Raw genomic sequence first — 26,169 nt, 5'->3', positions numbered from 1 at the left:
CCCAGATCTCCGCCCACATGGACGCCCAGCTGCGCGACACCCTCATGGCCGTCGCGCCCGGCACCGAGCTCCGTGACGGGCTCGAACGCATCCTCCGCGGACGCACGGGCGCTCTCATCGTCATGGGCATGGACCCCGTCGTCGAGTCCCTGTGCTCGGGCGGCTTCGAGCTCGAGGTCGACTTCTCCGCGACCCGCCTGCGCGAGCTCGCGAAGATGGATGGCGCGATCGTCCTCGACCCGCGCAGCTCGCGCATCGTGCGCGCTGCGGTCCAGCTCCTCCCGGACGCCACCATCCCCACGTCGGAGTCCGGCACGCGTCACCGCACCGCCGAGCGCGTCGCCAAGCAGACCGGATTCCCCGTGATCTCCGTGTCGCAGTCCATGCGCATCGTCGCCGTCTACACCAACGGCGGACGCCACGTCCTCGAGGACACCGAGGTCATCCAGTCCCGCGCCAACCAGGCCCTCTCGACGCTCGAGCGCTACCGCGCCCGCCTCGACGAGGTCTCCGGGACGCTATCCGCGCTCGAGATCGAGGACCTCGTCACCGTCCGCGACGTGTGCGCCGTCGTCCAGCGCCTCGAGATGGTCTCCCGCATCCACGAGGAGATCGCCGGCTACGTCATCGAGCTCGGCACCGACGGCCGCCTCCTCGCGCTCCAGCTCGACGAGCTCGTCGGCGGCCTCGGCTCCGACCGCGACGCCGTCATCCGCGACTACGTCGAGCTGCGCGCCAAGGACCGTTCGATCTCCGACGTCCTCCAGGCGCTCTCGCTGCTCGACTCGACGCAGCTCCTCGACCTCTCGCAGATCGGCCGCGTGCTCGGCCTGCCCGGCGGCGGCGACGCCCTCGACGCGGCCGTCGCGCCGCACGGCTACCGCCTGCTCTCGAAGGTCCCGCGCCTGCCCGGCGCGATCGTCGAGCGGCTCGTCACCCACTTCGGCGGGCTGCAGCGCCTGCTCGCAGCGACGATCGAGGAGCTCATGGGTGTCGACGGCGTCGGCGAGCAGCGCGCCCGCGCCGTGCGCGAGGGTCTCTCACGCCTCGCGGAGTCGAGCATCCTCGAGCGGTACGTCTGAGCATCCGCGCCGCCCGAGCGCCCGCAGCGTCTGCGCGACTGCAGCTTCTGAGCCGCGTCCCCTCGTCGGTGCCGAGCACCGCCACCGGGCGGTGTGGCCGCCTCACTTGAGGACGAAGGAGATCTCCTTCGACGCCGCGCCCAGAACCGTCGCCGTCGCCTTGTAGGTCCCGGCCTTCGCCACGACACCCGTCCGGGGGCAGCCCTCCTCGGAGCGCGTGCGGTCCCACGTGAGCGTCGACGCCTCGGACTTGCCGGCGCCGACGAGCAGCGTCTTCGGCTTGCTCGACTTCACGCAGTCACCGCTGCCCCACACGCGGGCGGGCCCTGACGTCACGGTGACGACCCGGGTCTCGTGGGAGACGTCGACGAGGCAGGGAACCTTCGACGTGTTCGTCATCGTCACCGTGAACGCGGGCTCGGCGCCGGCCGCGAACTCGCTGCCGTTCGCCTCGAGCTTCGTCGCCAGGACGTCCTTCGTGCAGATGGGGACGCCCGCCGACGGCGTCTCGGAGGGCGACGACGTGGCCCCGGCCGCCGGCTTGTCCTTGGGTGTCGACGGGCCGTCGCCGATCTTCTGGACGACGACGACAGCGAGCGCGACGACCGCCACGAGGACGACGAGCACGACGAGGCGGCGACGCCAGTAGACGCGTGGCGGCAATGACCCTGTGGGTCTCAGCAGCGTGCTCACCGGTCCTCCTCGCTCGGTCCTGCGACCCACGGTAGTGCGGGCCACCGACACCGGAGGGGCAGGCGCGCCGGATCGTGCGACCCGGGCGCGCCTGCCCCTCCCGCGAAGCGCTCAGCGCACGCGCACCGTCGTCGTCACCGTCCGCGCCGTCGTCGAGACCTTCGTCGAGCCCGACGGCGAGAACGTCACCGTCACCTTGTGGGTGCCGCGCTTGGAGATCTTCGGGAGCGTCACCCTCACCTTGCCCTTCGCCTTCGCCGAGACCGTGACCCGGACGGTCTTCCCGGCGACCTTCACCGTGACGGTGCCGGTCGGGCGGGAGGTCGCCGACGTCGCCACGGACACCGAGAGCCGGGCCGTCGCGCCACTCTTCACGGTCACCTTCGACGCCGTGACCTTCGGTGTGAGACGCGCGACCGTCACCTTCGCGGACGTCGAGCTCGCGGGAAGGTACCCCGAGCGCGAGCCCGCGACGCGCACCGTGAGCGGACGCCCCGCGTCGGACGGGCGCACGACGTACGTGCGTGCCGTCGCACCCGTGATCGCCTTGCCGGACCGGAACCACTGGTACGTGAGCCGCGCCCCGGACGTCCACGTGCCGGGGACCGCCGTGAGCCGCTTGCCGACCTTCGCAGCTCCCGACACCCGCGGCCGGGCTGCCGTCACCACCGGGTCGAGGCGCAGGCGGTACTCCTTGCCCCACACGGCGTCGGAATCCTTCGCCTCGACGAGGACGTAGAGGTTCCCCGAGGTCGCGGGGACGATCGCCCGCGACGCCCACGCCCCCGAGGCGTCGGCTCCCGTGAGGGCCTTCGACCAGACGAGCCGCTGGGAGTCGTCGTACACCGAGACCGTGTAGGCGGCCCCCGCCAGACCCGTCGGGAACGTCAGGCCGACCCGCACGCGCGTCGCGCTCGCGAGCCGCGTCACCGTGTAGTCACGGTCGTACCACGACGTCCCGTAGACCGAGCCGAGGACGGTCGTCCCGAGGGGCAGCACGTCAGCGACCGACGAGTTGTCGTTCGACTCCGTCTCCACGAAGCCCGGCGTCGCGTCGAGCCGCAACGCGTACTCCTTGCCCCACACCGCGTCCGTGTTCTGCGCCTCGACGAGCATCGTCACCGGGCCCGCGGGGACGAAGATCGCCTGCGCGCTCCGCCACGCACCCGCCGAGTCCGACCCCTCGAGGGCCCACGACCCGCGCGCCCGACCCGAGGAGTCGTACAGCGTCACGTCGTACGCGCCACCGACGAGGCCCGAGGGGAACGTCAGCGTCGGCGTGACGCGCGAGTCCTTGGGGATGTTCGTCACGTAGTAGTCGCGGTCGTACCACTGCGTCCCATAGGTCGAGCCGCGGATGACCGTCGCGAGGGGCAGCGCGTCAGCGACCGACGAGTTGTCGTTCCCCTCCGTCTCGACGAACCCCGGCGTCGCGTCGAGCCGCAGCGTGTACTCCTTGCCCCACACGGCGTCCGTGCTCTGCGCCTCGACGAGGACCCTGACCTTGCCCGCCGGCACGAAGATCGCTTGCGCCCTCCCCCACGCGCCCGCCGAGTCAGTCCCCTCGAGCTCCCACGACCCGCGCCTCCCTCCGGAGCCGTCGTAGAGCGTCACCTCGTACGCGCCGCCGACGAGACCCGACGGGAACACCATCTGGAGCGTGAGCCGCGAGTCCTTCGGGATCGTCGTCTCGAAGTAGTCGCGGTCGTACGTCCACCGGTCGGACCACGACGAGCCTCGGATCGTCGTCGCGAGCGGCAGCGCGTCCGCCACCGACGTGTTGTCGTTCGGCTCGGACTCGACGAGCTCCGCAGCGTGCGCCGGGCTCGCGACGAGCACGGCCGGCAGGGCGAGGGCGAGTGCCCCGAGGAGGGCGATGGTCCGGTGGTGCAGGCGCATGACGGCTCCCGTCGGTCGGAGCCGGGCACCGTGGCCCGGCGGTCCTGCCAGCCGACCAGCGTTCACTGTGGCACGCCAGGGATCGCCCTGGACGTCACCCGGCACCCGTCCGCAGGTCGTGAGGGGGTGAGGTGCCAGGACCCCTCGACCCGAGGACTCTCACCCGCGATGCCACCCTCCGGGTCGCGATCCGGCCCTCGGCGCCTGTCCGCCGACCTAGTCCCCTCGGCGCGAGACAGGGCGCGCCGGCGACTGTCTCGCGTCGAGAGGACTAGCTCGCGGGCCGTGCGCGACGGGCCGACGGCCCGCCGGGTGCGACCATGGCTCCGTGCCCACCACCTCCCCCGCCCTCCTGCGCGCCCGCACGGTCGAGTGGTTCGCGCGCGAGGCGCGGCCCCTGCCGTGGCGGGCGCCCGACCGCACGCCCTGGGGCGTGCTCGTCTCCGAGGTGATGTCGCAGCAGACGCCCGTCGCACGCGTCGAACCGTCGTGGCGCGCGTGGCTCGAGAGGTGGCCCGGCCCGGCCGAGCTTGCGGCCGCGGAGGCCGCCGACGTCCTGCGGATGTGGGGCACGCTCGGCTACCCGCGGCGTGCGCTGCGGCTGCAGGACTGCGCGCGGACGATCGTCGAGCGGCACGGCGGCGAGGTGCCGTCCACCTCCGAGGAGCTGCTCGCGCTGCCGGGCATCGGCCCGTACACGACGGGGGCGGTGCTGGCGTTCGCGTTCGGGCGTCGGGCCGTCGTCCTCGACACGAACGTGCGGCGCGTGCTCGCGCGCGCCGTCGCGGGCACGGCGCTGCCGCACCCGCACCAGACGGCCGGGGAGGTGCGGCTCGCGGAGCAGGTCCTGCCCGACGACGACGCGTCCGCGGCCGCGTGGGCCGCCGCGTCGATGGAGCTCGGGGCGCTCGTCTGCACGGCTCGAGCGCCGCGCTGCGGCGAGTGCCCGGTCGCGGACCTGTGCGCGTGGCGTCTCGCAGGGTCGCCGCCCGACGAGCACGCCGGCCGACGTCGGACGCAGGCGTGGGAGGGCACCGACCGGCAGTGCCGCGGCCGCGTCATGGGCGCGCTGCGCGCTGCCTCCGTGCCGGTCCCGCGCGCGGAGCTCGCGGAGCTCTGGCCCGACGCGGCCCAGCTGGAACGCTGCATCGCGACCCTCGTCGAGGACCACCTGGCGGAGGAGTCGCCCGGCGGCCTCCACCTCCCGACCTGACAGTCCCTCACGTGCTCGCGAGATAGTCCCTACGACGCGAGACAGTCCTTGGCACGCCCTATCTCGCGTCGTAGGGGCTATCTCGGCGTATCGGGCCGGGCCCGGCGGGCAGCCCTCAGAGGCGGAGGAGCATGCGGGTGTTGCCGAGGGTGTTCGGCTTGACCCGCGCGAGGTCGAGGAACTCCGCGACGCCGTCGTCGTGCGAGCGCAGCAGCTCGGCGTAGACGTCGGTCGTGACGACCGTGCCCTCGATCTCCTCGAACCCGTGGCGCGCGAAGAAGTCGACCTCGAACGTCAGGCAGAACACGCGCTCGAGCCCGAGCGCCCGCGCGCGCTCGACGAGCGTGTCGAGGATCGCGTGCCCGACACCCGCGCCGACCCAGCCCGGCCCGACGGCCAGCGTGCGGATCTCCGCGAGGTCCGACCACATGACGTGCAGCGCACCGCACCCGATGACCGTGGCCGCGCCGTCGACCGCGACGACGAACTCCTGCACCGCCTCGTAGTAGGTGACCTGCTCCTTCGCGATGAGGATGCGTCGGTGCGCGTACGGCTCGACGAGCTCGCGGATCGCGCGGACGTCGGCGGGCAGGGCGGGACGGACGGTAAAGGCAGGAAGGGCGGAGCTCACGCGAGAACGCTACTCCCCCGTGCTCGGCGGCAGCGCGCCGAGCATATCGCGACATATCGTGAGAGCGAGATCTTTGCTCTAGAGTGGACAGCTTCACGCCGCCGAGAGGGGAACACTCATGGCCGACGCCGTCGCAGCACCGCCCGTCACGTCAAGAACCCAGGACCGTTGGTTCGCCGCGATGCTCGCCCTCACAGGGATCCTCGCTCCCTTCGCGCTCGTCGGACCGCTCGCCGCGCTCGCGACGCCGCTCCGGAGCTCCCCCCGGAAGATGAGGGCGCTGTGGATCCTCGCAACCGCGCTGGTCCTCGTCCTGTGGGGCGCCGCGCTCTTCGCGTCGTCGGAGCTGTGGCCGGACTGGCTGATCCTCGACAGCGAGGAGAACGCGGCGGCCTGACCGGCGGCCCTTCCGCCCCGACTGCCGACTCGTCGCATCGATGCACGCTCGTAGCGAGCATCACCAGCGTGGAGGAGCGCTACGAGCCGCGGAGGGGATGGGGGTCACCGACGGGAGTCCAGGTCGGGTCGTCGTCGACGTCATCGTCGAGCTCGAGGAGCCGCTGCGCCGTGAGCTCGTCCGTGATGAGGTGCGTCGGGATGCCCGCGAGCAGCGCCGCACGCAGCGGCACGGCCTTCGTGTCGCCCGCGACCGCACACACGCGCCGCGGGATCTCGCGGAGCTGCGTGGGCGTCGGCCCGGTCGCGCGCGCGTTGATCGCGATGTCGGAGAACGAGCCGTCGGCCCGCAGGAACACCGTGCACACGTCGCCGACGACGCCCTCGACCCCGAGCATCTCGACGTCCGACGGCTCGAGGTAGCCGGCCGAGTAGACGTGGCTCGGCAGCTCGCCCTCGAGCGCGCCGACGGAGAACAGCGCGATGTCCGCGCGCCGCTGGACGTCGAGCACGCGGCGCACGGAGCGTTCGCGCCACATGGCGTCGCGTGTCTCGGCGAAGTCGAAGAACGCCGGCACGGGGAAGTGGTGGACGTGCGCACCGAAGGCCCGGCCGTAGCCGGAGATGAGGTCGCCCGCGTAGTCGACGCCGCTCGAGCGGGTGTTGGCGGCGCCGTTGAGCTGGACGACGGCGGAACCGCGCGTGGGCTTGCGCTGGAGGTGCTCGGCGATCGCGTGGATCGTCGTGCCCCACGCGATCGCGAGGACCATCTCGGAGTCGAACCACGAGCCGACGAGGCGCGCGGCCGCGCGTGCGACGTGGTCGAGGCGGTCGGCCTGGGACGCGGAGTCGGGCACGGGGGCGACGTACGCGTCGATGCCGTAGCGGTCGCGGATGCGTTGGGTGAGGCCGGGGGCGCGTGACTGCGTGGGACGCAGCGTGATCTCGACGACGCCGGTCTCGCGCGCCTCCTTGATGAGCCGGGAGACGGTCGAGCGCGACGTGCCGAGCTGGCGAGCGATCGTCTCCATCGTCATGTCCTGCAGGTAGTACATCGACGCCGCTGCGAGGACGTCCCTCCCACGTGCACGCATGGCCACCTCTTGACCCTTCCTGCTCCGCACCCGGGGGTTTGTCCCGGGGATCTAGGTCCTAGCCTTGCACATCTGTGCACCCCGGTTGCGCGTCCGTGCCGTCGCTGGTTGCGTGGACGTCACCAGGTCGACGACGACGAAAGGTGACCCCATGTCCGTCTCCGGTTCCGCATCCCGCCTCACCCCGGCGACCCGTCGCGCCTCGCTCGACGCCCTCCGCGCGTCGGTCACCGAGCCGCTCGACGTCCTCGTCGTCGGCGGCGGTGTCACTGGCGCCGGCATCGCTCTCGACGCCGTGAGCCGCGGCCTGACGACCGCGATCGTCGAGAGCCAGGACTGGGCGTCCGGCACGTCGTCACGCTCCTCCAAGCTCGTCCACGGCGGCCTGCGCTACCTGCAGATGCTCGACTTCCACCTCGTCAAGGAGGCGCTCACCGAGCGCGACCTCCTCATCAAGAAGCTCGCGCCGCACCTCGTCAAGCCCGTCTCCTTCCTCTTCCCGCTCGAGCACCACGTGTGGCAGCGCGCGTACATCGGCGCGGGCGTCGCCCTCTACGACGGCCTCGCGACCCTCGCTCCCGGCTCGCGCGCCATGCCCTGGCACCGCCACCTCACGCGCACCGGCATGGAGAAGCTCTTCCCCGACCTGCGCCACGACGCCGCGGTCGGCGCCCTGCGCTACTGGGACGCGTCCGTCGACGACGCCCGCCTCGTCCTCACGCTCGTCCGCACCGCCTCGGAGTACGGCGCGCACGCCGCGACCCGCACACAGGTCGTCGAGCTCACGTCGAGCCCGTCGGGCCGGGTCGACGGCGCCGTCCTCGAGGACCTCGAGACGGGCGAGCGCTTCCCTGTCAAGGCGCGCCACGTCATCAACGCGACGGGCGTGTGGACCGAGGAGACCGAGTCCCTCGCCGGCTCCGACGGCGGCCTGCGCGTCCTCGCATCCAAGGGCATCCACATCGTCGTGCCCCGCGAGCGCATCCGCGGCACCGTCGGCCTGATCCTCCAGACCGAGAAGTCCGTGCTCTTCGTCATCCCGTGGTCGCGCTACTGGGTCATCGGCACGACCGACACCCCGTGGGAGCAGGAGCTCACGCACCCCGTCGCGACGAGCGCGGACATCGACTACGTGCTCGAGCACGCCAACGCAGTCCTCGCCGACCCGCTCACGCGGGACGACATCATCGGCACGTGGGCCGGCCTGCGACCCCTCCTCCAGCCCGGGACCAAGGAGGGCACAAGCTCCGCGAAGGTCTCCCGCGAGCACACCGTCGCCTCGCCGACCCCCGGGCTCACCGTCATCGCGGGCGGCAAGCTCACGACGTACCGGGTCATGGCGGAGGACGCGGTCGACTTCGCGCTCGGCGTCGAGGCCCGCACCCGGCCGTCGGTCACGGCGCAGACACCGCTGCTCGGAGCCGTCGGGCTCGACGCGCAGCGCAACTGGGCCCGCCGCCACGCCCGCACCTACGGCTGGGACCGCGCGATGCTCGACCACCTCTTCCACCGCTACGGCTCGCTCGTCGGCGACCTCGTCGCGCTGTGCGAGGCGCAGCCCGACCTCGCCCGCCCGCTCGAGCACGCCCCCGCGTACCTCCGTGCCGAGATCGCGTACGCGGTCGAGGCCGAAGGAGTCCTCCACCTCGAGGACGTCCTGCTCCACCGCACCCGACTCAACTACGAGATCCGCGACCGCGGGCTCGCCGCGCTCGAGGAGATCTCCCGCATCGCCGCGGACCGCCTCGGCTGGGACGAGCCCCGACGCCTCGACGAGGTCACCTCGTACACCGCTCGCGCAGAGGCTGAGGCCGCGGCGGAGCGCCAGCCCGACGACGCGTCGGCCGAGCGCACCCGCCTCGCCGCCGCCGACGTCGCACCCCTGCGGCCGCTCGGTCGCTGAACCTGGGGCGGCGCCCCGGCACCGCACCGAAAACCGGACAGCACCACCCTGCTCCACCCTTCCTGCCCCGCCCACCCGGGCGGCGCCCACCCGACCGCACCGACGCGGCCGGGGCGTGACAACGAAGTCCACCCCTGAAAGTGAGCACCCTCATGCTGATGGACGCCTTCTGGTCCGAGGTTCTCGGCACCGCCATCCTTCTGCTCCTCGGTGGCGGTGTCGTCGCCACCGTCCTCCTGCCGAAGTCCAAGGGCTTCGACGGCGGATGGCTCCTCATCAACTTCGGCTGGGGCCTCGCGGTCTTCGCCGGTGTGTATGTCGCCTTCAAGTCCGGCGCCCACCTCAACCCGGCCGTGACCCTCGGGCTCTTCGCCGCCGACAAGCCGTTCTTCACGAGTGACGCCGGCGTGATCGACCCGACCGTCGGGAACATGTTCGTCTACTTCGCCGCAGAGCTGCTCGGCGCCTTCCTCGGCGCCGTCCTCATGTTCCTCGCGTTCAAGAAGCACTTCGACGAGGACGCCGACCCGGGCGCCAAGCTCGGCGTCTTCTCGACGGGCCCCGGCATCCGCTCCTACGGCTGGAACGTCATCACCGAGGTCATCGCGACCTTCGTCCTCGTCTTCTGGGTCGTCGTCTCCAGCCAGACCCCCTCGGGCCTCGGCCCGCTCGGCGTCGCCCTCATCGTCGTCGGCATCGGTGCCTCCCTCGGAGGCCCGACCGGGTACGCCATCAACCCCGCCCGTGACCTCGGCCCGCGCATCGCGCACGCCCTGCTGCCCATCAAGGGCAAGGGCTCGAGCGACTGGGGCTATGCGTGGGTGCCGATCGTCGGCCCGCTCCTCGGTGGCCTCATCGGTGGCCTCGTCGGCGCCGCATACATCTGACCTGCCGCGGGCGGCGCGCGTGCGCGCCGCCCGCATCCCGACCGCGCCCGGCCCGGGCGCCACCGCACCACCTCCGCAGCCCTCCGACCACGACGACGTGAAGGAACCCCACCATGGAGAAGAAGTACGTCCTGGCGATCGACCAGGGAACGACCAGCTCGCGCGCGATCCTCTTCACGCACGACGGCACGATCCACTCTGTCGGCCAGCTCGAGCACGACCAGATCTTCCCGCAGGCCGGCTGGGTCGAGCACAACCCCGAGCAGATCTGGAACAACGTCCGCGAGGCCGTCGGCATCGCGCTCTCGCGCGGCAACGCGACGCACGAGGACATCGCCGCCGTCGGCATCACCAACCAGCGCGAGACGGCCGTCGTGTGGGACCGCACCACCGGCAAGCCCGTCTACAACGCGATCGTCTGGCAGGACACCCGCACGCAGAAGATCGTCGAGGAGCTCGGCGGCGACGAGGGGGCCGAGAAGTACAAGGCCATCGTCGGCCTGCCCCTCGCGACCTACTTCTCCGGCCCCAAGGTCAAGTGGATCCTCGACAACGTCGAGGGTGCCCGCGAGGCCGCCGAGCGCGGCGACCTCGTCTTCGGCAACACCGACACGTGGGTGCTGTGGAACATGACCGGCGGCGTCGAGGGCGGCGTGCACATCACCGACGTCACCAACGCCTCGCGCACCATGCTCATGAACATCGACTCCCTCACGTGGAACGAGGACATCGCCAAGGACATGGGCATCCCGATGTCGATGCTCCCCGAGATCCGCTCCTCCTCCGAGGTGTACGGGCACGGACGGGCTCGCGGCATGCTCCCCGGCGTGCCGATCTCCGGCATCCTCGGCGACCAGCAGGCCGCGACCTTCGGCCAGGCGTGCTTCGAGCCGGGCACCGCGAAGAACACCTACGGCACCGGCAACTTCATGCTCCTCAACACGGGCACCGAGCCGGTCCGGTCCGAGAACGGCCTCCTCACGACCGTCTGCTACAAGATCGGCGACCAGCCGACCGTGTACGCGCTCGAGGGGTCGATCGCCGTGACGGGCTCGCTCGTCCAGTGGCTGCGCGACAACCTCGGCTTCTTCGAGGACGCCCCCGACATCGAGCACTACGCCCGCAAGGTCAAGGACTCGGGAGGCGCCTACATCGTCCCCGCGTTCTCCGGCCTCTTCGCCCCGCACTGGCGGGCCGACGCACGCGGCGCGATCGTCGGACTCACGCGGTACGTCAACAAGAACCACCTCGCCCGCGCCGCGCTCGAGGCCACGGCCTTCCAGACGCGCGAGGTGCTCGACGCCATGAACGCCGACTCGGGCGTCCCGCTCACCGAGCTCAAGGTCGACGGCGGCATGGTGTCCAACGAGCTGCTCATGCAGTTCCAGGCGGACATCCTCGACGTCGAGGTCGTCCGGCCCAAGGTCGCCGAGACCACCGCGCTCGGCGCGGCCTACGCCGCGGGCATCGCCGTCGGCTTCTGGTCCGGCGAGCAGGACGTCCGCGACAACTGGGCCGAGGGCGGCCGCTGGAAGCCGACCATGGACGCCGACGAGCGCGACCGCCAGTACCGCCTGTGGAAGAAGGCCGTCTCCAAGACCCTCGACTGGGTCGACGACGACGTGCTCTGACCCCCGTCCCGGGGGAACGGCCCCCGTCCGCCGCCTCGAGCGGCGGGCGGGGGCCGTCGTCGTGCCCCGCTACTGGTCAGGGCGACACGCACCGGCACCGAGCACGGCGAGGCCCGCGCGATCGCCGTCTGCGTACGTCCGGACTCCCCACTGCCACGCATGCATGATCTGCATCGGGTCCTCGACGTGGTCAAGACCGACAAGATGACCGAGCTCGTGCCGGAGGACGCCCGTCCAGGCCATCTCGCCAGCCACCGGCTCGAGGTCGAGGACGCTCGGGTCGAGGACGATCGTGCCGCTCACGTACCCGAGAGCCTCGTCGTACGCCGCGCCGTGCGCCACGTCGAAGCCGACGTCGTCGAGCGGGTCCCACCCGTCCCAGGCGTCCTCGAGCTCGGTCGATGAACGTGTGAGGTTCTGCGCGAGGCCCAGGAAGTCGACGCCGTGCTCGTCGAGCTCCCCGAAGCCGATGAGGACCGGGGCCCAGCGTCCGCCGTACATCTGGGGCTGGTAGTCGTCCCGGTCGATGTCGACCCGCTCCGCGGTGACGCCGTCGTAGACGAAGACCAGTCCTGTCGCATCGCTCAGCTCCTCGAGCAGGAGGAGCGTCTTCGCCTCGAACGCACGGGGGGCTGACCCGGGGTTGATGACGACGTGGATCCCCCGGCACGGCGACCACCGCACGGGCGCGTCGGTGTGCTGCTCGAGAAACGCGAACTGCTCGTCCGTCGCCGCGGCCTCGACGGCGGGACGCAGCCGGTCCACGGACTCCGCGAGCCCCGGCGCGGGACGGAGGTCATGGACGACGTCAGGGCGGAGCATCGCCGTCGGGGTGGAGGCCGGCGACACTGACGGGACCGGAGAGGGCTCGTCGCGGCTGGGGAGGAGCGGGGCGAGAACGAGGAAGAGGACGGCAGCGGTCCCGACGACGGCGAGCGTTCGAGGCAGCGTCACCATCGAGCGTCTCGGCGCATCGGGTGTGAAGGTCACGGCCGCATCCTGCTGCCTCGCGCGCCTGGGTGGCAACACCCCACGCGGCTTTTCGATGCCGCGCGTGGTCCGATGTCGGTGGCGTGCGGCACGATGAGTCCCGTGACGACGCCCGAGGGCCCTCCCGACGACGCAGCGCCCCGCGGGCGCCATGCGGCGGACCCGTCCCACCCGTCACCCCTCAGCCCGCCCTCGGGGACGCCGCGGTCGCCGTACGACCCGCCCGTCTCCCCCGACGACGCCGTACCCGTGATCCTGCCCGACGCTCCCGTGTCATGGTCGCCCCAGCCCGGGCCTGGCGTGCCGCAGCTGTCCGACGAGGCCTACGCGCGCGCCTTCGCCGAGATCGAGCGGGCCGCGGCCTCGTGGGACCCTCCGGCGCAGCGGCACCCGTACCCTGCGCCGCGCCTCGTGTACTCCGCGGCGTCCGACCCAAACCGCCGGACGCGGTCCGTACCCCGCCGTCGCGGCGGGTGGCTCTCGCTCGTCCTCGTCCTCGTCGTCACGGTCGTCGGTCTCGATCGCTTCCTCGGGCCTGATCGCCTCTCCCCGACGCTCGACGTGCCGCGCGTACAGTGGCTGGGTGAGCCGCCTGGCCTCGGCGGCGACTGGCCCCGGCCCGGGGTCGACGCCGAGAAGGACCGCATCCTGCCCGCCGTCACCCCGAGCAGGATCGGCCCGCACGAGATGCTCTCCGACGTCGCGACATGGTCGCCGTGCCGCACGATCCGCGTCGTCATCGACCCCACGGGCGCGCCCAAGGGTTTCGAGGGCTGGCTCGGGCAGGTGCTCGCCGAGGCATCGGCGCTCAGCGGCCTGTCGATCGCCATCGAGGGAACCACCGACGAGCGCGTGAGCTTCGACCGCGAGCCCTACCAGCCGAGCCGCTACGGCGACCGGTGGGCGCCCGCGATCGTCGGCTGGGCAACGCCCGAGCAGATCCCCGAGCTTGCCGGCAACGTCGCGGGGCTCGGCGGCGCGCAGTACGTGTCCCGCGGGAACCAGACCGGGTACGTCACGGGTGGCATCGCGCTCGACCTCGAGCTGCTCGACGCGGCACGGCAGGCGGGCGAGCCCGCGTACGTGGGTGTGCTGCGGCACGAGGTCGGGCACCTGCTCGGGCTCGGGCACGTCGACGCGCCCGAGACGCTCATGTACGGCGGCGCGAACAGCGTCTCGGCGTGGGGGCCGGGCGAGATCGAGGGGCTTGCGGCCCTCGGTGCGGGGCGGTGCACGCCGCACCTGTGACGGCTCGGCCCGACGCCCAGGTGGGCGGGCCGGGCAGGGCGCCGGATCACGGCAGGTGGCAAGGCGCGGGCGGGTGGGACGATGTCCCTGTGAGCACCCTCCACCGTCTTCCCGGCGTCCGCGTGACCGACCACGTCGTCACCGTCCCCCTCGTCCACGGCGATCCCTCGGACCCTCGCACGATCCAGGTCCTCGCGCGCGAGGTCGTCACGGCGGCGCGCGCGGGCGACGACCTTCCGCTCCTCCTGTTCCTCCAGGGCGGCCCGGGCGGCCGTTCGCCGCGTCCGCTGGGCGCGGAGGGCTGGGTCGGCACCGCGCTCGAGCGCTTCCGCGTCGTGCTGCTCGACCAGCGCGGCACGGGCCGCTCGACCCCGGTGACCGCGGCGACGATGGCAACGCTCGCCGCCGGCCGCTCGCAGGCGGAGGCGACGGCCGCGCAGGCCGAGTACCTCGCGCACTTCCGCGCGGACGCGATCATCGCGGACGCAGAGGCGGTGCGCGCGCAGGTGTTCGGCGGTCGCACGTGGTCGACGCTCGGCCAGTCGTACGGCGGCTTCCTCACGCTCGCCTACCTCTCGCAGCACCCCGAGGCCCTCGAGGCGTGCCTCGTCACGGGCGGCCTCGCGAGCCTGCGCCCGGACGCGACGGCGCTCTACACGAACACGTGGGCGCGCACGCGCGGCAAGAACGCGGCGCTCCGCGCACGCCACCCGGAGGACGTCGCGCTGCTCGCGCGGGTCGCGGACGTGCTCGACGCGGGTACGACGACGCTCCCGAACGGCGACGTCGTCTCGACGCGCCGCGTGCAGTCGCTCGGCATGGACCTCGGCATGAAGCAGGGCGCGGACCGCATCCACTGGCTGCTCGACGACGCGTTCCTGCCCGACGGCTCCCCCGACGCGGGCGAACGGCTCTCCGACACGTTCCTTGCGGGGCTCGAGGCGGCGACGGGCTTCCGCACGAACCCCATGTACGCGGTGCTGCACGAGTCGATCTACGCGAGCGGCGACGACGTGCGGCCGTGGGCCGCGCACGCGACGATGCCGGACGACTTCGCGCCGGACGCGCGTCCGCTGCAGCTCACGGGCGAGATGATCCTGCCCTGGATGTTCGAGGAGATGAGCGAGCTGCGGCCGTTCCGTGCCGCGACGGAGGCGCTGCACGCGCGCACGGAGTGGCCGTCGCTCTACGACGTCGACCGGCTCGCGTCGAACGACGTGCCCGTCGTCGCGGCCGTCTACCACGACGACATGTTCGTGCCGGCGGACCTCTCGCTCGCGACGGCGTCGGACGTCGGCAACGTGCGGACGTGGGTGACGAACGAGCACGAGCACGACGGCCTGCGCGTCGGCGGCACGCTCACGCACCTGCTCGACCTCCTCGACGAAGCCCTCTGACCCGTCCGCGAGATAGGGGTACAGCACCGAGACAGGGGTCTGCAGACCCCTGTCTCGGGCTCCCGCCCCTATCTCGCGGGGGGCGGGGGATAGGGTCGGGGTTGGTTGGTCGACCTGGCGGTAAGGCGGTACACGGGTTGTCCCCTTCGGGGGTTCAAGAAGGTCAGGAAGTAGACCCCGGTATCGCACCAGCCTCACGCCGACGTCGCGTCGGGGGCAGTTCCCGCAGCTCCGTGGGACGTCGCCCGCACGAGTGCGAGAACGAGCCCCGCGACGACGACGAGCAACCCGACGATGACGCTCGTCGCCCCGACGTTCGCGGCGAACGCCCCGGCCTGCTCGGTCTCGAGGTGCAGGTACGGGATCGTGCCGCCCTCAGCAGGCTCGGTCGGGAGAAGCCGCGCGCCGACCGCGGGCAGGACGTCGCCCCGCAGGAGCGCGGCGATCGCGGACGCCACGAGCTGCCCGACGCCCACCGCGACGACCCCGACCCACACGGCCGTGCGACGGCCTGACGCGTGCCGGACGAGGAGGACGCTCGTGAGCAGGAGCAGCCCGGGCACCCACACGACGTCGAGGAGGTGCGCCACTATGAGCCAGGCCCGCTCACTCTCGGAGAGCGCGACCCACCGGAGCGACACGGCGCTCACCGATCCCTCGGCCTGCGTGAGGGCACCGCTCACGGGAAACGTCAGCGTGGCGCCGCCACCCTCGTAACGGTGGCCGCCGACGACCGCCGTCGCACCGAGCGCCGCGATACCGGCGAGCGCCGAGAGAACTGCGGCAAGCAGTGCGAGCAGCCGGCGCGCAGGGGCGGGGCGGGTCAGGGTGCGCGCGCTGCCGCCCCGGGTCGGGCGATCGTTCGTGCGGTCTGTCGTCGTCATCGTCGCCCCCATCGCGAGCGCTAGGGTGCGCCGCTGCGACCGATGCTAGGAGAGTCCCTCCTGCGCGGGCGTCAGACCACGGGAGGATCCGCGTCGACCCCACCTCTCGGCCACGACGCCGCCGACGACGGCGAGCGCGGCCGCACCCAGAGGCACGGCAACCTCACCGAACGCCGAGCCGAGCGTCGGGCGGAACCTCGTCGGGAGCCCCGCGCCGCCCACGTCGTCGACGTAGAACCCGGGCCACAGCGTCGGCACGAGCCACACGCGCAGCGCAACAGTGACGAGAACCGCGACGACGACGAGCGATCCGACCCAGATGCCGGCGCGCGCAACCCGGCAACCGCGCCGACGCGCGCAGACCGCGACGGCGAGCAGCGCGAGCGGGACGAGCACGAGCCACGACGCGGCGAGGACGTCGGCGACGCGCAGCCACGCCTCATCCTCGGGCGGGAGCAGCAGGACGTCCGCGGGGACCACGGCGGACGACGGCATGGCGGCCCCTCCTCACGGGGGCGGCGGTCGCCCTCCACCGTGCCTGTGTCGCGCACGTCGTCCGGCTTGCACCCTGCACGACCTAGTCCTTCTGGTGCGACCTAGGACTGCTGCCGCCCTAGGTCGCACCAGGAGGACCAGGTCGCGGGAAGGTGACGATCTCGCGGACGCGGGCGCTCACCGCTTCCGTCAGTCGTCGGTCACCGGCGCGTGGCGGTCGAGGAAGCGATAGACCTCGGCGTCGTCGACGCCCGGGAAGCGGCCCGTCGGGAGCGCCGCGAGGACGTGCTGGTGCATCTTCGCGCTCGGCCATGCGGCGTCGGCCCACCGCTCCTCGAGCGCGGCGGCAGGCCGCTGGCAGCATGCGGCGTCGGGGCACGTCGACGTCATGCGTCGGCCGGTCTCACGGCCCCGGAACCAGCGGACGTCCGCGAAGGGCACGCCGACGGAGATGGAGAACTCGCCGTTCTCCGCGGTGCCCGTCTGCGTCGAGCACCAGTACGTGCCGCCGGGCTTGTCGGTGTACTGGTAGTACTCGCTCGTGCGGTCGCGGGACGTGAACGCCTGCCGGGCCGCCCAGCTGCGGCACACCGTCTGGCCCTCGATCGCGCCGGTGACGTCCCTCGGGAAGCGCACCCCGTCGTTCTCGTAGCCGCGCAGGAGCGTCCCCTCGCCCGTGACGCGCAGGTAGTGCAGGTGGATGCCGAGGTCGACGGTCGCGAGGTTCGTGAAGCGTTGCGCCGCCGCGTCGTGCGAGACGCCGAACGCGTCGCGGAAGTCGGAGACCGCGAGGTCGCGCTCCTTCTTGCGCTCGGTCAGCCACGGCACCGCGACCGAGCGCGGCACGAGGCACGCGGACGCGAAGTAGTTGATCTCGAGACGCTGCCGCAGAAAGTCGGCGTACGACTCGGGGCGGCTGTGCGCCAGCACGCGGTGCGCGAGGGCCTGGAGCGCGAGCGAACGCAGCCCGTGACCGCCGGGGATCGACGCGGGCGGGAGGTAGATGCGGCCCGACGCGAGGTCCGTGACGGTGCGCGTCGAGCGCGGCAGCTCGCCCGAGTGGAGGATCTCGAAGCCGAGGAGCTCCGCGGCGCGCGCGACCGTGCGGTGCGTGAGAGGCCCGCCGACGTAGCCCGCGCGACGCACGAGGTCCTCGGCCGCAGACTCGATCTCTGGCAGGTGGTTGTCGCGGTCGCGCATCGCGGTGCGCAGCTCGAGGTTCGCGGCGCGCGCGGCCTCGGGGGTCGCGACGGCCTCGCGGTCACGTCGGGCGAGCTCGCGGTGGAGGCCGACGAGGCTCTCGAGGACGGGCTGCGGAAGCTTGGCCGACGCCTTGACCTCGGGCAGCCCGAGGCGGCCGTACGTCGAGCCGCGCTGCGCCCGGTCGAGCTCGACCTCGAGCGCGGCGCGCGGCGACGGCGGCTCCTCCGCGAGGAGGTCCTGGACCGTCACCCCGAACGCGGCCGCGAGCGCGCCGAGCGCTGAGATGCGCGGTTCGCGCTTGCCGTTCTCGATCTGGGAGAGCTGCGAGGGCGCAAGTCCGGTGACGCCCGCGACGTCGTCGAGCGTGAGGTCCGCGGCGGTGCGGAAGTGCCGGATGCGTCGGCCCAGGATGAGGAGGTCCATCGCTTCACCCTAGTGAAAGATCGGCGATTCTTTCCAGGGATCGCGCGGTGAAACCGTGCACGGGCAGGGCGAGAGTGGGAGCACGGCGAGGCTCAGGCCTCCGCCACGAGCCCGACATCGACGACGAGGAGAGGCCGATGAGCATCACCGCCCCCGCACCCACGCTGCCCCCGACGACGACGTGCGACGGCCGCCAGCTCGCGGCACGTGCCTGGGTCTCCGCCGTCGCCGACCTCCTCGAGCCCGACGAGATCGTCTGGTGCGACGGCTCCGCCGACGAGCGCACCCGCCTCACCGCGCTCATGGTCGAGGCGGGCACCCTCCTCCCGCTCGACCCGGCCAGGCGGCCCGGCTCCTACCTCGCGCGCTCCGACCCGTCCGACGTCGCACGCATCGAGTCGCGCACGTTCATCTGCTCGGACGACGAGGCCGACGCGGGCCCGACGAACCTCTGGCGCGACCCGACCTCGATGCGGCGAGAGCTCCACGGCGTCGTCCGCGGCGCGATGCGCGGCCGCACGATGTACGTCGTCCCGTTCTCCATGGGGCCGCTCGGCGGGCCGATCTCGCAGGTCGGCATCGAGATCACCGACTCCCTGTACGTCGTCGTCTCCATGCACGTCATGACGCGCGTCTCGCGCGAGGTGCTCCGCATGATCGACCACGGCGCGTCGTACGTACCGGCCGTCCACACGCTCGGTGCGCCGCTCGAGCCCGGGCAGGCCGACGTGCCGTGGCCGTGCAGCCCGACGAAGTACATCGCCCACTTCCCCCGGACCCGCGAGATCTGGTCGTACGGCTCGGGCTACGGCGGCAACGCGCTGCTCGGCAAGAAGTGCTTCGCGCTGCGCATCGCCTCGACGATGGGCCGCGCCGAGGGCTGGCTCGCCGAGCACATGCTCATCGTCCGCGCGACGAGCCCCCAGGGCCACGACTACCACCTCGCCGCCGCGTTCCCGTCGGCGTGCGGCAAGACGAACCTCGCGATGCTCGAGCCGACGGTCCCCGGGTGGAGCGTCGAGACCATCGGCGACGACATCGCGTGGATGCGCCCCGGTCCCGACGGCCGGCTGCGCGCCATCAACCCCGAGGCCGGGTTCTTCGGCGTCGCGCCCGGCACGGGCTGGTCGACGAACCCGACGGCCATGCGCACGGTCGCGCGCGACACGATCTTCACGAACGTCGCCCTCACGGACGACGGCGACGTGTGGTGGGAGGGCATGACGGAGGAGCCGCCCGCACACCTCACCGACTGGCAGGGGCAGGACTGGACGCCGGGCTGCGGCCGGCCCGCCGCGCACCCCAACGCGCGCTTCACCGTCGCAGCCGCGCAGTGCCCGACGATCGCACACGACTGGGAGGACCCCGACGGCGTCGCCCTCGACGCGATCGTCCTCGGCGGGCGCCGCGCGTCGAACGTGCCGCTCGTCGCCGAGGCGTACTCGTGGCAGCACGGCGTGCTCATGGGCGCGACCGTCTCCTCCGAGCAGACGGCGGCAGCCGAGGGCACCGTCGGCGAGCTGCGTCGCGACCCGTTCGCGATGCTGCCGTTCTGCGGGATGAACATGGCCGACCACTGGCAGCACTGGCTCGACGTCGGGGCGCGCCTCGACCCGGCGCGGCGGCCGGTGATCTTCCAGGTCAACTGGTTCCGCAAGGGCGCCGACGGCAGCTTCCTGTGGCCGGGCTTCGGCGAGAACTCGCGCGTCGTCGAGTGGCTGCTGCGGCGCACGGACCTGCGCTCGCGGCCCGAGGGGGCGAGCGCGGAGCGTCCCGGCGTCGAGGACGACGTCCGCCCGTGGGGCGGCCCCGTGCCGGGTGCGCGGGACACTGCCGTCGGGCGGGTCCCGGCGGACGGGTCGCTCGACGTCACTGGTCTTGACCTCGCCGCGGGTGCGCTCGACGAGCTGTTCCGCGTCGACCGTGACGCGTGGCTGCACGAGGCGACGCTCACGGAGGAGTTCTTCGCGCAGTTCGGCGACCGCGTCCCCACCGCGCTCCGCACGGAGCTGTCGACGCTTCGCGCCCGCCTGACCCGCTGACGACGACCGGTTCTCCCTCGGGCAGCCGGAGAGCGTCGCAGCGCGTCGGCCACCTAGTCCTCCTGGTGCGACCTAGGACGTCTCCCGTTCTAGGTCGCACCAGGAGGACTAGGTCGCGCGGTCCCGGAGGGCACGGACGGGAGGGCGCGAACGGGGCGGTGTGCTCTGGTTGGGACCTTCGTCCCAGGGTAGGTTGGGGACGCGCGGGGGTGCGACCACGACGGAGGGGTGTGCGATGCGCGGGTCTGCGCCCGGTCAGCCACGGCGGCTCGTCGCCGAGTCGTGGCGCCGCTCCGCCGCGCTCGACCCCGACGCCGTGCCCGGCATGCTCGACGTGCCCGACGACCTCCTGCGCGCCTACCGCGCCGAGCACCCCCTGTCGCTCGCCTGGCCCGTCGTCGAGCGGCTGCTCGTGCGGTACGCGACCGACGCAGGCCTCGTCGTCGCGCTCGGCGACCGCGCCGGCCGCCTCCTCTGGGTCGACGGTGACCGCACGGCACGCCGCCGCGCCGAGAACATGGCCTTCCTCGAGGGCGCGGACTGGTCCGAGGCCGTCGCCGGCACGAGCGCACCGGGCACCGCCCTCGCGCTCGGCCGCGCCGTGCAGATCCGCCGCGACGAGCACTTCGCGCGGATGGTCCACCCGTGGTCGTGCAGCGCTGTCCCCCTGCGCGACCGCGCGACCGGCACGCTCCTCGGTGTCCTCGACGTCACGGGAGGTGACGCCGCCGTCGCTGCGGGCGTCCTGCCGCTCCTCGAGGCCACGGCCGCCGCCGCGGAGGCCGAGCTCGCCCTCGCGTCGCCCGGCGACCGCCCGACGTCGCTCCCCCCACCGACGGCGCTCGCGTCCGTCGGGCACGGGCAGGCACCCCTCCCGGACGCGCCCCATGCGCCCGGCCACCGACCGCACGACGCGGAGCTCGGCGTGGCCGTCCCCCACGCCGAGCCCGCGGGTGCGCCCTCCCGCCCCGTCGTCGTCGCGTCCAGGAGTCAGGGCCCCGCGTCGGCGCGTCCGGCCCTGTGCGTGCTCGGCCGCGACGACGCCGCCCTGCGCACGCCCGACGGCACGACGACGCTCTCCGCACGCCACGCCGAGATCCTCACCGTGCTCGCCGACCGGCCCGCGGGCCTCAGCGCCGCAGAGCTCGCCGAGGCCGTCTACGGCCGCGACGATGCCGTCGTCACGCTCCGCGCCGAGATGGTGCGCCTGCGCAAGATCCTCGAGGATGCAGCCCCGGACCTCGTCCCGCTCGCGCGCCCCTACCGCCTGCCCGCACCGCTCGACCTCGACGCGCACCGCGTCCTCGCGTTCCTCGAGCGGGGCGCTCACCGCGTCGCGCTCGCCGCCTACCCCGGCCCGGTCCTGCCGTCGTCGACCGCGCCGAGCGTCGTCGTGCTCCGCGACCTCGTCCGCGAGCGCCTGCGGGAGGCGCTCGTCACCGACGGCTCGGTCGAGGCGCTCCTCGAGTTCGCGCGCACGCCCGACGGAACTGACGACGTCGACGTGTGGCGCACCGCCCTGCGCCTCCTGCCGGCGCGCTCACCGCGCCGGGCGGGCGTCGTCCTCCACCTCGAGCGGCTCGAGGCCGAGCTCGTCGCGGACTGAGCCCGGGGCGCTCGCGGCCGTCCTGCGGCGTGCGGCCCCCGACACGTCAGCCCGCGAGGAGCTTTGCCGGGAGGTCGACGACGACACCGTGGGTCACGGGGTCCTCCTGCGACTCCCCGACGAGGGTCCACGCGAGGTGCGTCCCACGAGCGAACACCTGGTAGGCCGGGGCCTGCAGCGGGATGCGCACGAGGGCACCGGTGGCGAGGTCGAGCACATGGACGTCGCTGGCCCGCCCCCCGCCCTCGCCGGAGTTCCACACGAGCGGGTCGATGCCCGACCACGCGAGCCTGCCATCGTCGAAGTCCGCGACCCCGACGTGGGCGACCGTCCTCGCGGTCCGTGCGGCGACGTCGAGGATCACGAGCCTCCACCCGACCTCGTCAGCCACGTAGTAGTGCAGGACGACGGTGTCCCCGTCGGCCCCGATGAGCAGGGCGTTCGCGGGGATGTGCGCGACGACCTCGGCGGAGCCGTCGACGGTCCGCACGAGCGCACCCGACTGCTCGAACGCCTCGACCGACTCGTCATAGCGGGTGCTCCAGAAGCAGTCGCCCGTGCTGCACTCCGTGGCGAAGACGTCGGCGGTATCGGGAGTGGTCGTGAACCCCGTCGGGCGCTCCTTCCCGTCCCACGTCGTGAGGGAGCCGTCCACGCCGAGCACCCCCGCGTCGAGGACTCGCCCGCCCTGAAGGTCAATGCGCTCGGACCGGTTCTCACCGGCGCGGAAGTGAAGGACATCGCCGTCGAAGTTCCCCTCCGAGCTGTAGCGGAACCCGAGCGCGCCACCGTCATCGAGGACGCGCCCGCCGTAGAACAGGCCGTCACCAGGCCGCGGGTCGAGCTCGCGCGCGCCACCCGGTCCTTCGAACCGCAGCCGCGTCGTGCGGGATTCCGCCTCGTCGATGTTCGTGGCCTGCGTCGCGTCGGCGACGAGCGCGGAACCGTCGTCACCGAGGCCGAGCAGCACGAGCTCGTTTCCGTCCGCGGCCTGCGGTCGAGCGACGGTCCGGAGGCTCGCCGCGTCGAGCCGCCGGGCGAGGCCCGGGTCGAGGGGCACGAGGTCGACGAGCGTTCCGTCGGCCCACGTCATCGGTTGCGCCCCCACGGTCGCGAGGTCGTCCGGCACCGTCGGGTCCGGGTCGGACGGCGGTTCGGGCGTCGTGGTCGACGACGGCGCGGGCGTCACGGTCGGCGGCGACGTCGGCGGCGGAGTCGGGTCGGTGCTCGACGGCGTGCAGGCCGCGAGCGCGAGCAGCGCCGCGGCAGCGACTCCCGCGCACAGGGCGCGCAGGGCGCGCATCACGGGACGTCCTTGCCGAAGCGCGCGACGGCGCCGGTGCGGCCCAGGCTGCCATCCGCAGCCTGGCGGGTCCATGCGACGATGTCGCCGGCGACTCTCGGCCAGCCCACGGCCTCGTCGACGACGATGCGCGCGAGGTCCCCGGTCCGCACGTCGAGCACGTGGACGTCACCCCCCTCGTCGTCGAGCTCACCGTTGTACTGGTACGTCCCCCACACGAGTCGTGGGCCCGCGAGCGCGAAGCTCGGCAGGTCGGCGAGGTAGCGGGCCGTGCGGTTCGACGTGTCGAGTATCCACGTCCGGTGGCCCGACTCGGGGCTGAAGTTCGCGACGACGATCCACTGCTCGTACGCGCCGACGACCGAGCCACCGCCCCCGTACGTCAGCACAGGGGTCGACGCACCGTCCTCGAGGAACGACACCGTCGTGTGCGCGGGGCGCAGGTACCCCGTCGCGTCGCCTTCGGCGGCGTCGTCGTCGAACGTCACGTCCTCCCGGATGAGCGGGCACTCCTCGCGCGCGCACCCGGCGCGCTGGACGCCGGAGCCCTCGCCGAGCGGATCGATGAACGTGCGCGTCGTGCCGTCCCAGGCGCGGAGCCTGCCGTCGCGCAGCACGATGCCGTCGTCGAGGTAGCCCGCGAAGCCGTCGGGCCCGTCATCCTTGCCTCCGGTGACCTCGGCGCCCTTCGTGCTCCCCGCCGGCGCGCGGTACACGTGGTTCTCGGCGCTCTCCTCGAGCAGGGAACCGAACCACACGGCCGAGCCGTCAGGCAGGAGGAGACCCGAGTAGGTCTCCTCGGGCTCCTTCGACGGCGAGGTGAGGACCTTCTCACCCCTGGGCCCGACGACCCTCACGACTGAGCCCTCGGTGGCCTCGACGGTGACGCTGCCGTCCTCGCGCTCGACGTAGCGCTGCTCGCCGACGTCCGAGACGAGGACCGTGCCGTCGACGGCGACGTCCAGGAGGTTGAGGCTGAGCCCCTCGGGGGACTCGAGCTCCCGCAGGACGGTGAGGGCGTCCGGGCCGAGGCGCCGGGCAGTACCCGTGTCGAGGAGGGTTCCTTCGATCTCGGAGCCGTCGGCCCACCGGAGCGGCTCCTCCGGCTCGACGGTGGGCTCGTCGGTCGGAAACCCCGGGAAGACGCCCCCGGGGATCTCTGTCTCGGGATCGGTCGAGGGCTCGTCCGTCGTCACCGTCGGTGCGGGCGTCGTCGAGACGGGCGTCGGAGCCGTGGGCGTCGGAGCCGGCGTGCACGCGGCGAGGCCACCCGCGGCGAGCGCGAGCAACGCCGCGGCGCCGACGGCACGGCTGCGCGCACCCGTCGTGCCCCTGCGTCCGACGTTCCGCACCTCGCCCCCTCCCCGCCTGCCATGTCACCGACCTCGTCGCCGGTGACGGCTCGACGCTAGCGGACCCGCGGCGCCGGCGTCGACGGCGGCCGCATGGCGTCCCGACCTGCGGTGCAACGTCGTGCAACCCCTACCGCTCTAGCGTGTGTGACGTGGCTCACACGAGCCAGACCGCCGACAACGACGTCGAAGGAGCACCATGACCGTCTACGCGCCGCCCGGGACCGCCGGCTCGCTCGTCACCTTCAAGCCCCGCTACGAGCACTGGATCGGCGGCGAGTGGGTCGCCCCCGTCCAGGGCCGCTACTTCGAGGACATCTCCCCCGTCAACGGCAAGCCGTTCGCCGAGGTCGGCCGCGGCACCGCCGAAGACATCGAGGCGGCCCTCGACGCCGCCCACAAGGCCGCACCCGCCTGGGGCCGCACGACCGCGACCGAGCGCGCCGCAGTTCTCAACGCGATCGCCGACCGCATCGACGCCAACCGCGAGATGCTCGCCATCGCCGAGACCTGGGACAACGGCAAGCCCGTCCGCGAGACCCTCGGCGCCGACATCCCCCTCGCCGCCGACCACTTCCGCTACTTCGCCTCTCTCATCCGCGCCCAGGAGGGTGAGTTCACCGAGCTCAACGGCGACACCGTCGCCTACCACTACGCCGAGCCCCTCGGCGTCGTCGGGCAGATCATCCCCTGGAACTTCCCGATCCTCATGGCCACGTGGAAGCTCGCGCCCGCGCTCGCCGGCGGCAACGCGATCGTCCTCAAGCCCGCCGAGCAGACCCCCGTCTCGATCCTCGTCCTCATGGAGCTGCTCGCCGACATCCTGCCGCCCGGCGTCGTCAACGTCGTCAACGGCTTCGGCCTCGAGGCCGGCAAGCCCCTCGCGAGCTCGACCCGCATCCGCAAGATCGCGTTCACGGGCGAGACCACTACCGGCCGCCTCATCCTCCAGTACGCGTCCGCGAACCTCATCCCGTCGACCGTCGAGCTCGGCGGCAAGAGCCCCAACATCTTCTTCGAGGACGTCTCCCAGCAGCGCGACGCCTACTACGACAAGGCGCAGGAAGGCTTCGTGCTCTTCGCGTTCAACCAGGGCGAGGTCTGCACCTGCCCGTCACGCTCGCTCATCCAGGCGTCGATCTACGACGACTTCCTCGGCGACGCCGTCATCCGCACGCAGAAGATCGTCCAGGGCAACCCGCTCGACACCGGGACGCAGGTCGGCGCGCAGGCGTCGAACGACCAGCTCGAGAAGATCCTCAGCTATATCGACATCGGCCAGAAGGAGGGCGCCAAGCTCCTCACGGGCGGCGAGCGCGTCGACCTCGGCGGCGACCTCACCGACGGGTACTACGTCGCGCCGACGATCTTCGAGGGCCAGAACTCCATGCGGATCTTCCAGGAGGAGATCTTCGGCCCCGTCGTCGCCGTGACGAGCTTCTCCGACTACGACGACGCGATCGCCCTCGCCAACGACACCCTCTACGGGCTCGGCGCGGGCGTGTGGACCCGCAACGGCACGCTCGCCTACCGGGCCGGGCGCGCCATCCAGGCCGGACGTGTCTGGGTGAACAACTACCACGCCTACCCCGCAGGCGCGGCGTTCGGCGGCTACAAGTCCTCCGGCATCGGCCGCGAGAACTCCAAGCTCGCCCTCTCGCACTACCAGCAGACGAAGAACCTGCTCGTGTCGTTCTCCGACGACGCGCTCGGCTTCTTCTAGACCCGGCCCGGCCGCGACCCGGCACGGCACCGCCCCACCTGCCCACCCCTCAGACCGACTCGTAGCGTCTGTGC

Annotated in this window: 21 protein-coding genes; 11 read left to right on the top strand and 10 right to left on the bottom strand. The window is 72.7% G+C overall.

Annotated features, from left to right (window positions below; translation table 11 throughout):
* Window positions 1–17: 17 nt before the first annotated feature.
* Entirely contained in the window at window positions 18–1,082 is a 1,065-nt protein-coding gene (gene disA / locus G7063_RS02180) for a DNA integrity scanning diadenylate cyclase DisA (protein WP_166415151.1), read from the top strand.
* A gap of 102 nt (window positions 1,083–1,184) precedes the next feature.
* On the opposite strand, the gene G7063_RS02175 is transcribed toward disA, so the two are convergent.
* Both G7063_RS02175 and G7063_RS02170 read right to left on the bottom strand, forming a co-directional pair.
* The gene (locus G7063_RS02175; protein ID WP_166412887.1) at window positions 1,185–1,775 is read right to left on the bottom strand and encodes a hypothetical protein; all 591 of its coding nucleotides are present in this window, start codon (window positions 1,773–1,775) and stop codon (window positions 1,185–1,187) included.
* 111 nt (window positions 1,776–1,886) lie between these two features.
* Window positions 1,887–3,674: an Ig-like domain-containing protein gene (locus G7063_RS02170; protein WP_166412886.1), complete on the bottom strand. Its 1,788-nt coding sequence runs from the start codon at window positions 3,672–3,674 to the stop codon at window positions 1,887–1,889.
* A gap of 328 nt (window positions 3,675–4,002) precedes the next feature.
* Between G7063_RS02170 and G7063_RS02165 the strand changes: the two genes are divergently transcribed.
* A complete protein-coding gene (locus tag G7063_RS02165; RefSeq protein ID WP_304610653.1) occupies window positions 4,003–4,887 on the top strand; it encodes an A/G-specific adenine glycosylase in 885 nt (294 codons plus the stop codon).
* A 115-nt stretch (window positions 4,888–5,002) separates the two neighbouring features.
* Here the strand turns inward: G7063_RS02165 and G7063_RS02160 are convergent, their stop codons facing one another.
* A complete protein-coding gene (locus G7063_RS02160; protein ID WP_166412885.1) occupies window positions 5,003–5,518 on the bottom strand; it encodes an amino-acid N-acetyltransferase in 516 nt (171 codons plus the stop codon).
* A 118-nt stretch (window positions 5,519–5,636) separates the two neighbouring features.
* On the opposite strand from G7063_RS02160, the gene G7063_RS02155 reads away from it, so the two are divergent.
* Entirely contained in the window at window positions 5,637–5,915 is a 279-nt protein-coding gene (locus tag G7063_RS02155) for a hypothetical protein (RefSeq protein ID WP_166412884.1), read from the top strand.
* Between the two features lie 79 nt (window positions 5,916–5,994).
* On the opposite strand, the gene G7063_RS02150 is transcribed toward G7063_RS02155, so the two are convergent.
* Window positions 5,995–7,008: a sugar-binding transcriptional regulator gene (locus G7063_RS02150; RefSeq protein WP_166412883.1), complete on the bottom strand. Its 1,014-nt coding sequence runs from the start codon at window positions 7,006–7,008 to the stop codon at window positions 5,995–5,997.
* Window positions 7,009–7,159: 151 nt separating this feature from the next.
* Between G7063_RS02150 and G7063_RS02145 the strand changes: the two genes are divergently transcribed.
* From G7063_RS02145 to glpK, 3 genes are all read left to right on the top strand, one after another.
* Window positions 7,160–8,911: a glycerol-3-phosphate dehydrogenase/oxidase gene (locus G7063_RS02145; RefSeq protein ID WP_166412882.1), complete on the top strand. Its 1,752-nt coding sequence runs from the start codon at window positions 7,160–7,162 to the stop codon at window positions 8,909–8,911.
* Between the two features lie 152 nt (window positions 8,912–9,063).
* Window positions 9,064–9,798 (top strand): MIP/aquaporin family protein, encoded by a 735-nt coding sequence (locus G7063_RS02140; RefSeq protein WP_166412881.1) that lies wholly within the window; start codon window positions 9,064–9,066, stop codon window positions 9,796–9,798.
* A gap of 113 nt (window positions 9,799–9,911) precedes the next feature.
* Window positions 9,912–11,429 (top strand): glycerol kinase GlpK, encoded by a 1,518-nt coding sequence (gene glpK, locus G7063_RS02135; protein ID WP_166412880.1) that lies wholly within the window; start codon window positions 9,912–9,914, stop codon window positions 11,427–11,429.
* Window positions 11,430–11,498: 69 nt separating this feature from the next.
* On the opposite strand, the gene G7063_RS02130 is transcribed toward glpK, so the two are convergent.
* On the bottom strand, window positions 11,499–12,419 hold the full coding sequence (locus tag G7063_RS02130) for a hypothetical protein (protein ID WP_166412879.1): 921 nt from the start codon (window positions 12,417–12,419) through the stop codon (window positions 11,499–11,501).
* A 102-nt stretch (window positions 12,420–12,521) separates the two neighbouring features.
* Between G7063_RS02130 and G7063_RS15195 the strand changes: the two genes are divergently transcribed.
* Both G7063_RS15195 and G7063_RS02120 read left to right on the top strand, forming a co-directional pair.
* Entirely contained in the window at window positions 12,522–13,667 is a 1,146-nt protein-coding gene (locus G7063_RS15195; RefSeq protein WP_166412878.1) for a hypothetical protein, read from the top strand.
* An 89-nt stretch (window positions 13,668–13,756) separates the two neighbouring features.
* On the top strand, window positions 13,757–15,064 hold the full coding sequence (locus tag G7063_RS02120; RefSeq protein WP_166412877.1) for an alpha/beta fold hydrolase: 1,308 nt from the start codon (window positions 13,757–13,759) through the stop codon (window positions 15,062–15,064).
* A 194-nt stretch (window positions 15,065–15,258) separates the two neighbouring features.
* On the opposite strand, the gene G7063_RS02115 is transcribed toward G7063_RS02120, so the two are convergent.
* The 3 genes from G7063_RS02115 to G7063_RS02105 all read right to left on the bottom strand — a co-directional run bounded on the left by G7063_RS02115 (window position 15,259) and on the right by G7063_RS02105 (window position 18,069).
* Window positions 15,259–15,948, bottom strand: coding sequence for a hypothetical protein (locus G7063_RS02115; RefSeq protein ID WP_166412876.1), 690 nt, complete (start codon window positions 15,946–15,948; stop codon window positions 15,259–15,261).
* A 45-nt stretch (window positions 15,949–15,993) separates the two neighbouring features.
* Window positions 15,994–16,443: a hypothetical protein gene (locus tag G7063_RS02110; protein WP_166412875.1), complete on the bottom strand. Its 450-nt coding sequence runs from the start codon at window positions 16,441–16,443 to the stop codon at window positions 15,994–15,996.
* Window positions 16,444–16,632: 189 nt separating this feature from the next.
* The gene (locus G7063_RS02105) at window positions 16,633–18,069 is read right to left on the bottom strand and encodes an XRE family transcriptional regulator (RefSeq protein WP_166412874.1); all 1,437 of its coding nucleotides are present in this window, start codon (window positions 18,067–18,069) and stop codon (window positions 16,633–16,635) included.
* A gap of 137 nt (window positions 18,070–18,206) precedes the next feature.
* Here G7063_RS02105 and G7063_RS02100 point away from each other — a divergent pair, with 137 nt between their 5' ends.
* Window positions 18,207–20,111, top strand: a complete 1,905-nt coding sequence (locus G7063_RS02100; protein ID WP_166412873.1) for a phosphoenolpyruvate carboxykinase (GTP) — start codon at window positions 18,207–18,209, stop codon at window positions 20,109–20,111.
* Window positions 20,112–20,346: 235 nt separating this feature from the next.
* Entirely contained in the window at window positions 20,347–21,717 is a 1,371-nt protein-coding gene (locus G7063_RS02095) for a helix-turn-helix domain-containing protein (RefSeq protein WP_166412872.1), read from the top strand.
* Between the two features lie 46 nt (window positions 21,718–21,763).
* Here G7063_RS02095 and G7063_RS02090 read toward each other — a convergent pair whose 3' ends face one another.
* Both G7063_RS02090 and G7063_RS02085 read right to left on the bottom strand, forming a co-directional pair.
* On the bottom strand, window positions 21,764–23,020 hold the full coding sequence (locus tag G7063_RS02090) for a hypothetical protein (protein WP_166412871.1): 1,257 nt from the start codon (window positions 23,018–23,020) through the stop codon (window positions 21,764–21,766).
* Entirely contained in the window at window positions 23,020–24,372 is a 1,353-nt protein-coding gene (locus tag G7063_RS02085) for a hypothetical protein (protein WP_166412870.1), read from the bottom strand. The genes G7063_RS02090 and G7063_RS02085 overlap by 1 nt, the downstream gene beginning before the upstream one ends.
* 199 nt (window positions 24,373–24,571) lie before the next feature.
* Between G7063_RS02085 and G7063_RS02080 the strand changes: the two genes are divergently transcribed.
* Window positions 24,572–26,095 (top strand): aldehyde dehydrogenase family protein, encoded by a 1,524-nt coding sequence (locus G7063_RS02080; protein ID WP_166412869.1) that lies wholly within the window; start codon window positions 24,572–24,574, stop codon window positions 26,093–26,095.
* The last annotated feature ends 74 nt before the right edge of the window (window positions 26,096–26,169 follow it).

The sequence above is a fragment of the Sanguibacter sp. HDW7 genome, from assembly GCF_011300875.1.
GTDB lineage: Bacteria > Actinomycetota > Actinomycetes > Actinomycetales > Cellulomonadaceae > Flavimobilis.
The sequence above is the reverse complement of the archived record's forward strand: the minus strand, read 5'-3'. Positions and strand labels throughout refer to the sequence as shown.

Bases quoted from the DNA above. Each gene is read 5' to 3' on its own strand.
- disA (WP_166415151.1), top strand. From the start codon at position 18: ATGGACGCCCAGCTGCGCGACACCCTCATGGCCGTCGCGCCCGGCACC.
- G7063_RS02170 (WP_166412886.1), bottom strand. From the start codon at position 3,674: ATGCGCCTGCACCACCGGACCATCGCCCTCCTCGGGGCACTCGCCCTC.
- G7063_RS02155 (WP_166412884.1), top strand. From the start codon at position 5,637: ATGGCCGACGCCGTCGCAGCACCGCCCGTCACGTCAAGAACCCAGGAC.
- G7063_RS02150 (WP_166412883.1), bottom strand. From the start codon at position 7,008: ATGCGTGCACGTGGGAGGGACGTCCTCGCAGCGGCGTCGATGTACTAC.
- G7063_RS02145 (WP_166412882.1), top strand. From the start codon at position 7,160: ATGTCCGTCTCCGGTTCCGCATCCCGCCTCACCCCGGCGACCCGTCGC.
- G7063_RS02140 (WP_166412881.1), top strand. From the start codon at position 9,064: ATGCTGATGGACGCCTTCTGGTCCGAGGTTCTCGGCACCGCCATCCTT.
- glpK (WP_166412880.1), top strand. From the start codon at position 9,912: ATGGAGAAGAAGTACGTCCTGGCGATCGACCAGGGAACGACCAGCTCG.
- G7063_RS02115 (WP_166412876.1), bottom strand. From the start codon at position 15,948: ATGACGACGACAGACCGCACGAACGATCGCCCGACCCGGGGCGGCAGC.
- G7063_RS02110 (WP_166412875.1), bottom strand. From the start codon at position 16,443: ATGCCGTCGTCCGCCGTGGTCCCCGCGGACGTCCTGCTGCTCCCGCCC.
- G7063_RS02105 (WP_166412874.1), bottom strand. From the start codon at position 18,069: ATGGACCTCCTCATCCTGGGCCGACGCATCCGGCACTTCCGCACCGCC.
- G7063_RS02100 (WP_166412873.1), top strand. From the start codon at position 18,207: ATGAGCATCACCGCCCCCGCACCCACGCTGCCCCCGACGACGACGTGC.
- G7063_RS02095 (WP_166412872.1), top strand. From the start codon at position 20,347: ATGCGCGGGTCTGCGCCCGGTCAGCCACGGCGGCTCGTCGCCGAGTCG.
- G7063_RS02090 (WP_166412871.1), bottom strand. From the start codon at position 23,020: ATGCGCGCCCTGCGCGCCCTGTGCGCGGGAGTCGCTGCCGCGGCGCTG.
- G7063_RS02080 (WP_166412869.1), top strand. From the start codon at position 24,572: ATGACCGTCTACGCGCCGCCCGGGACCGCCGGCTCGCTCGTCACCTTC.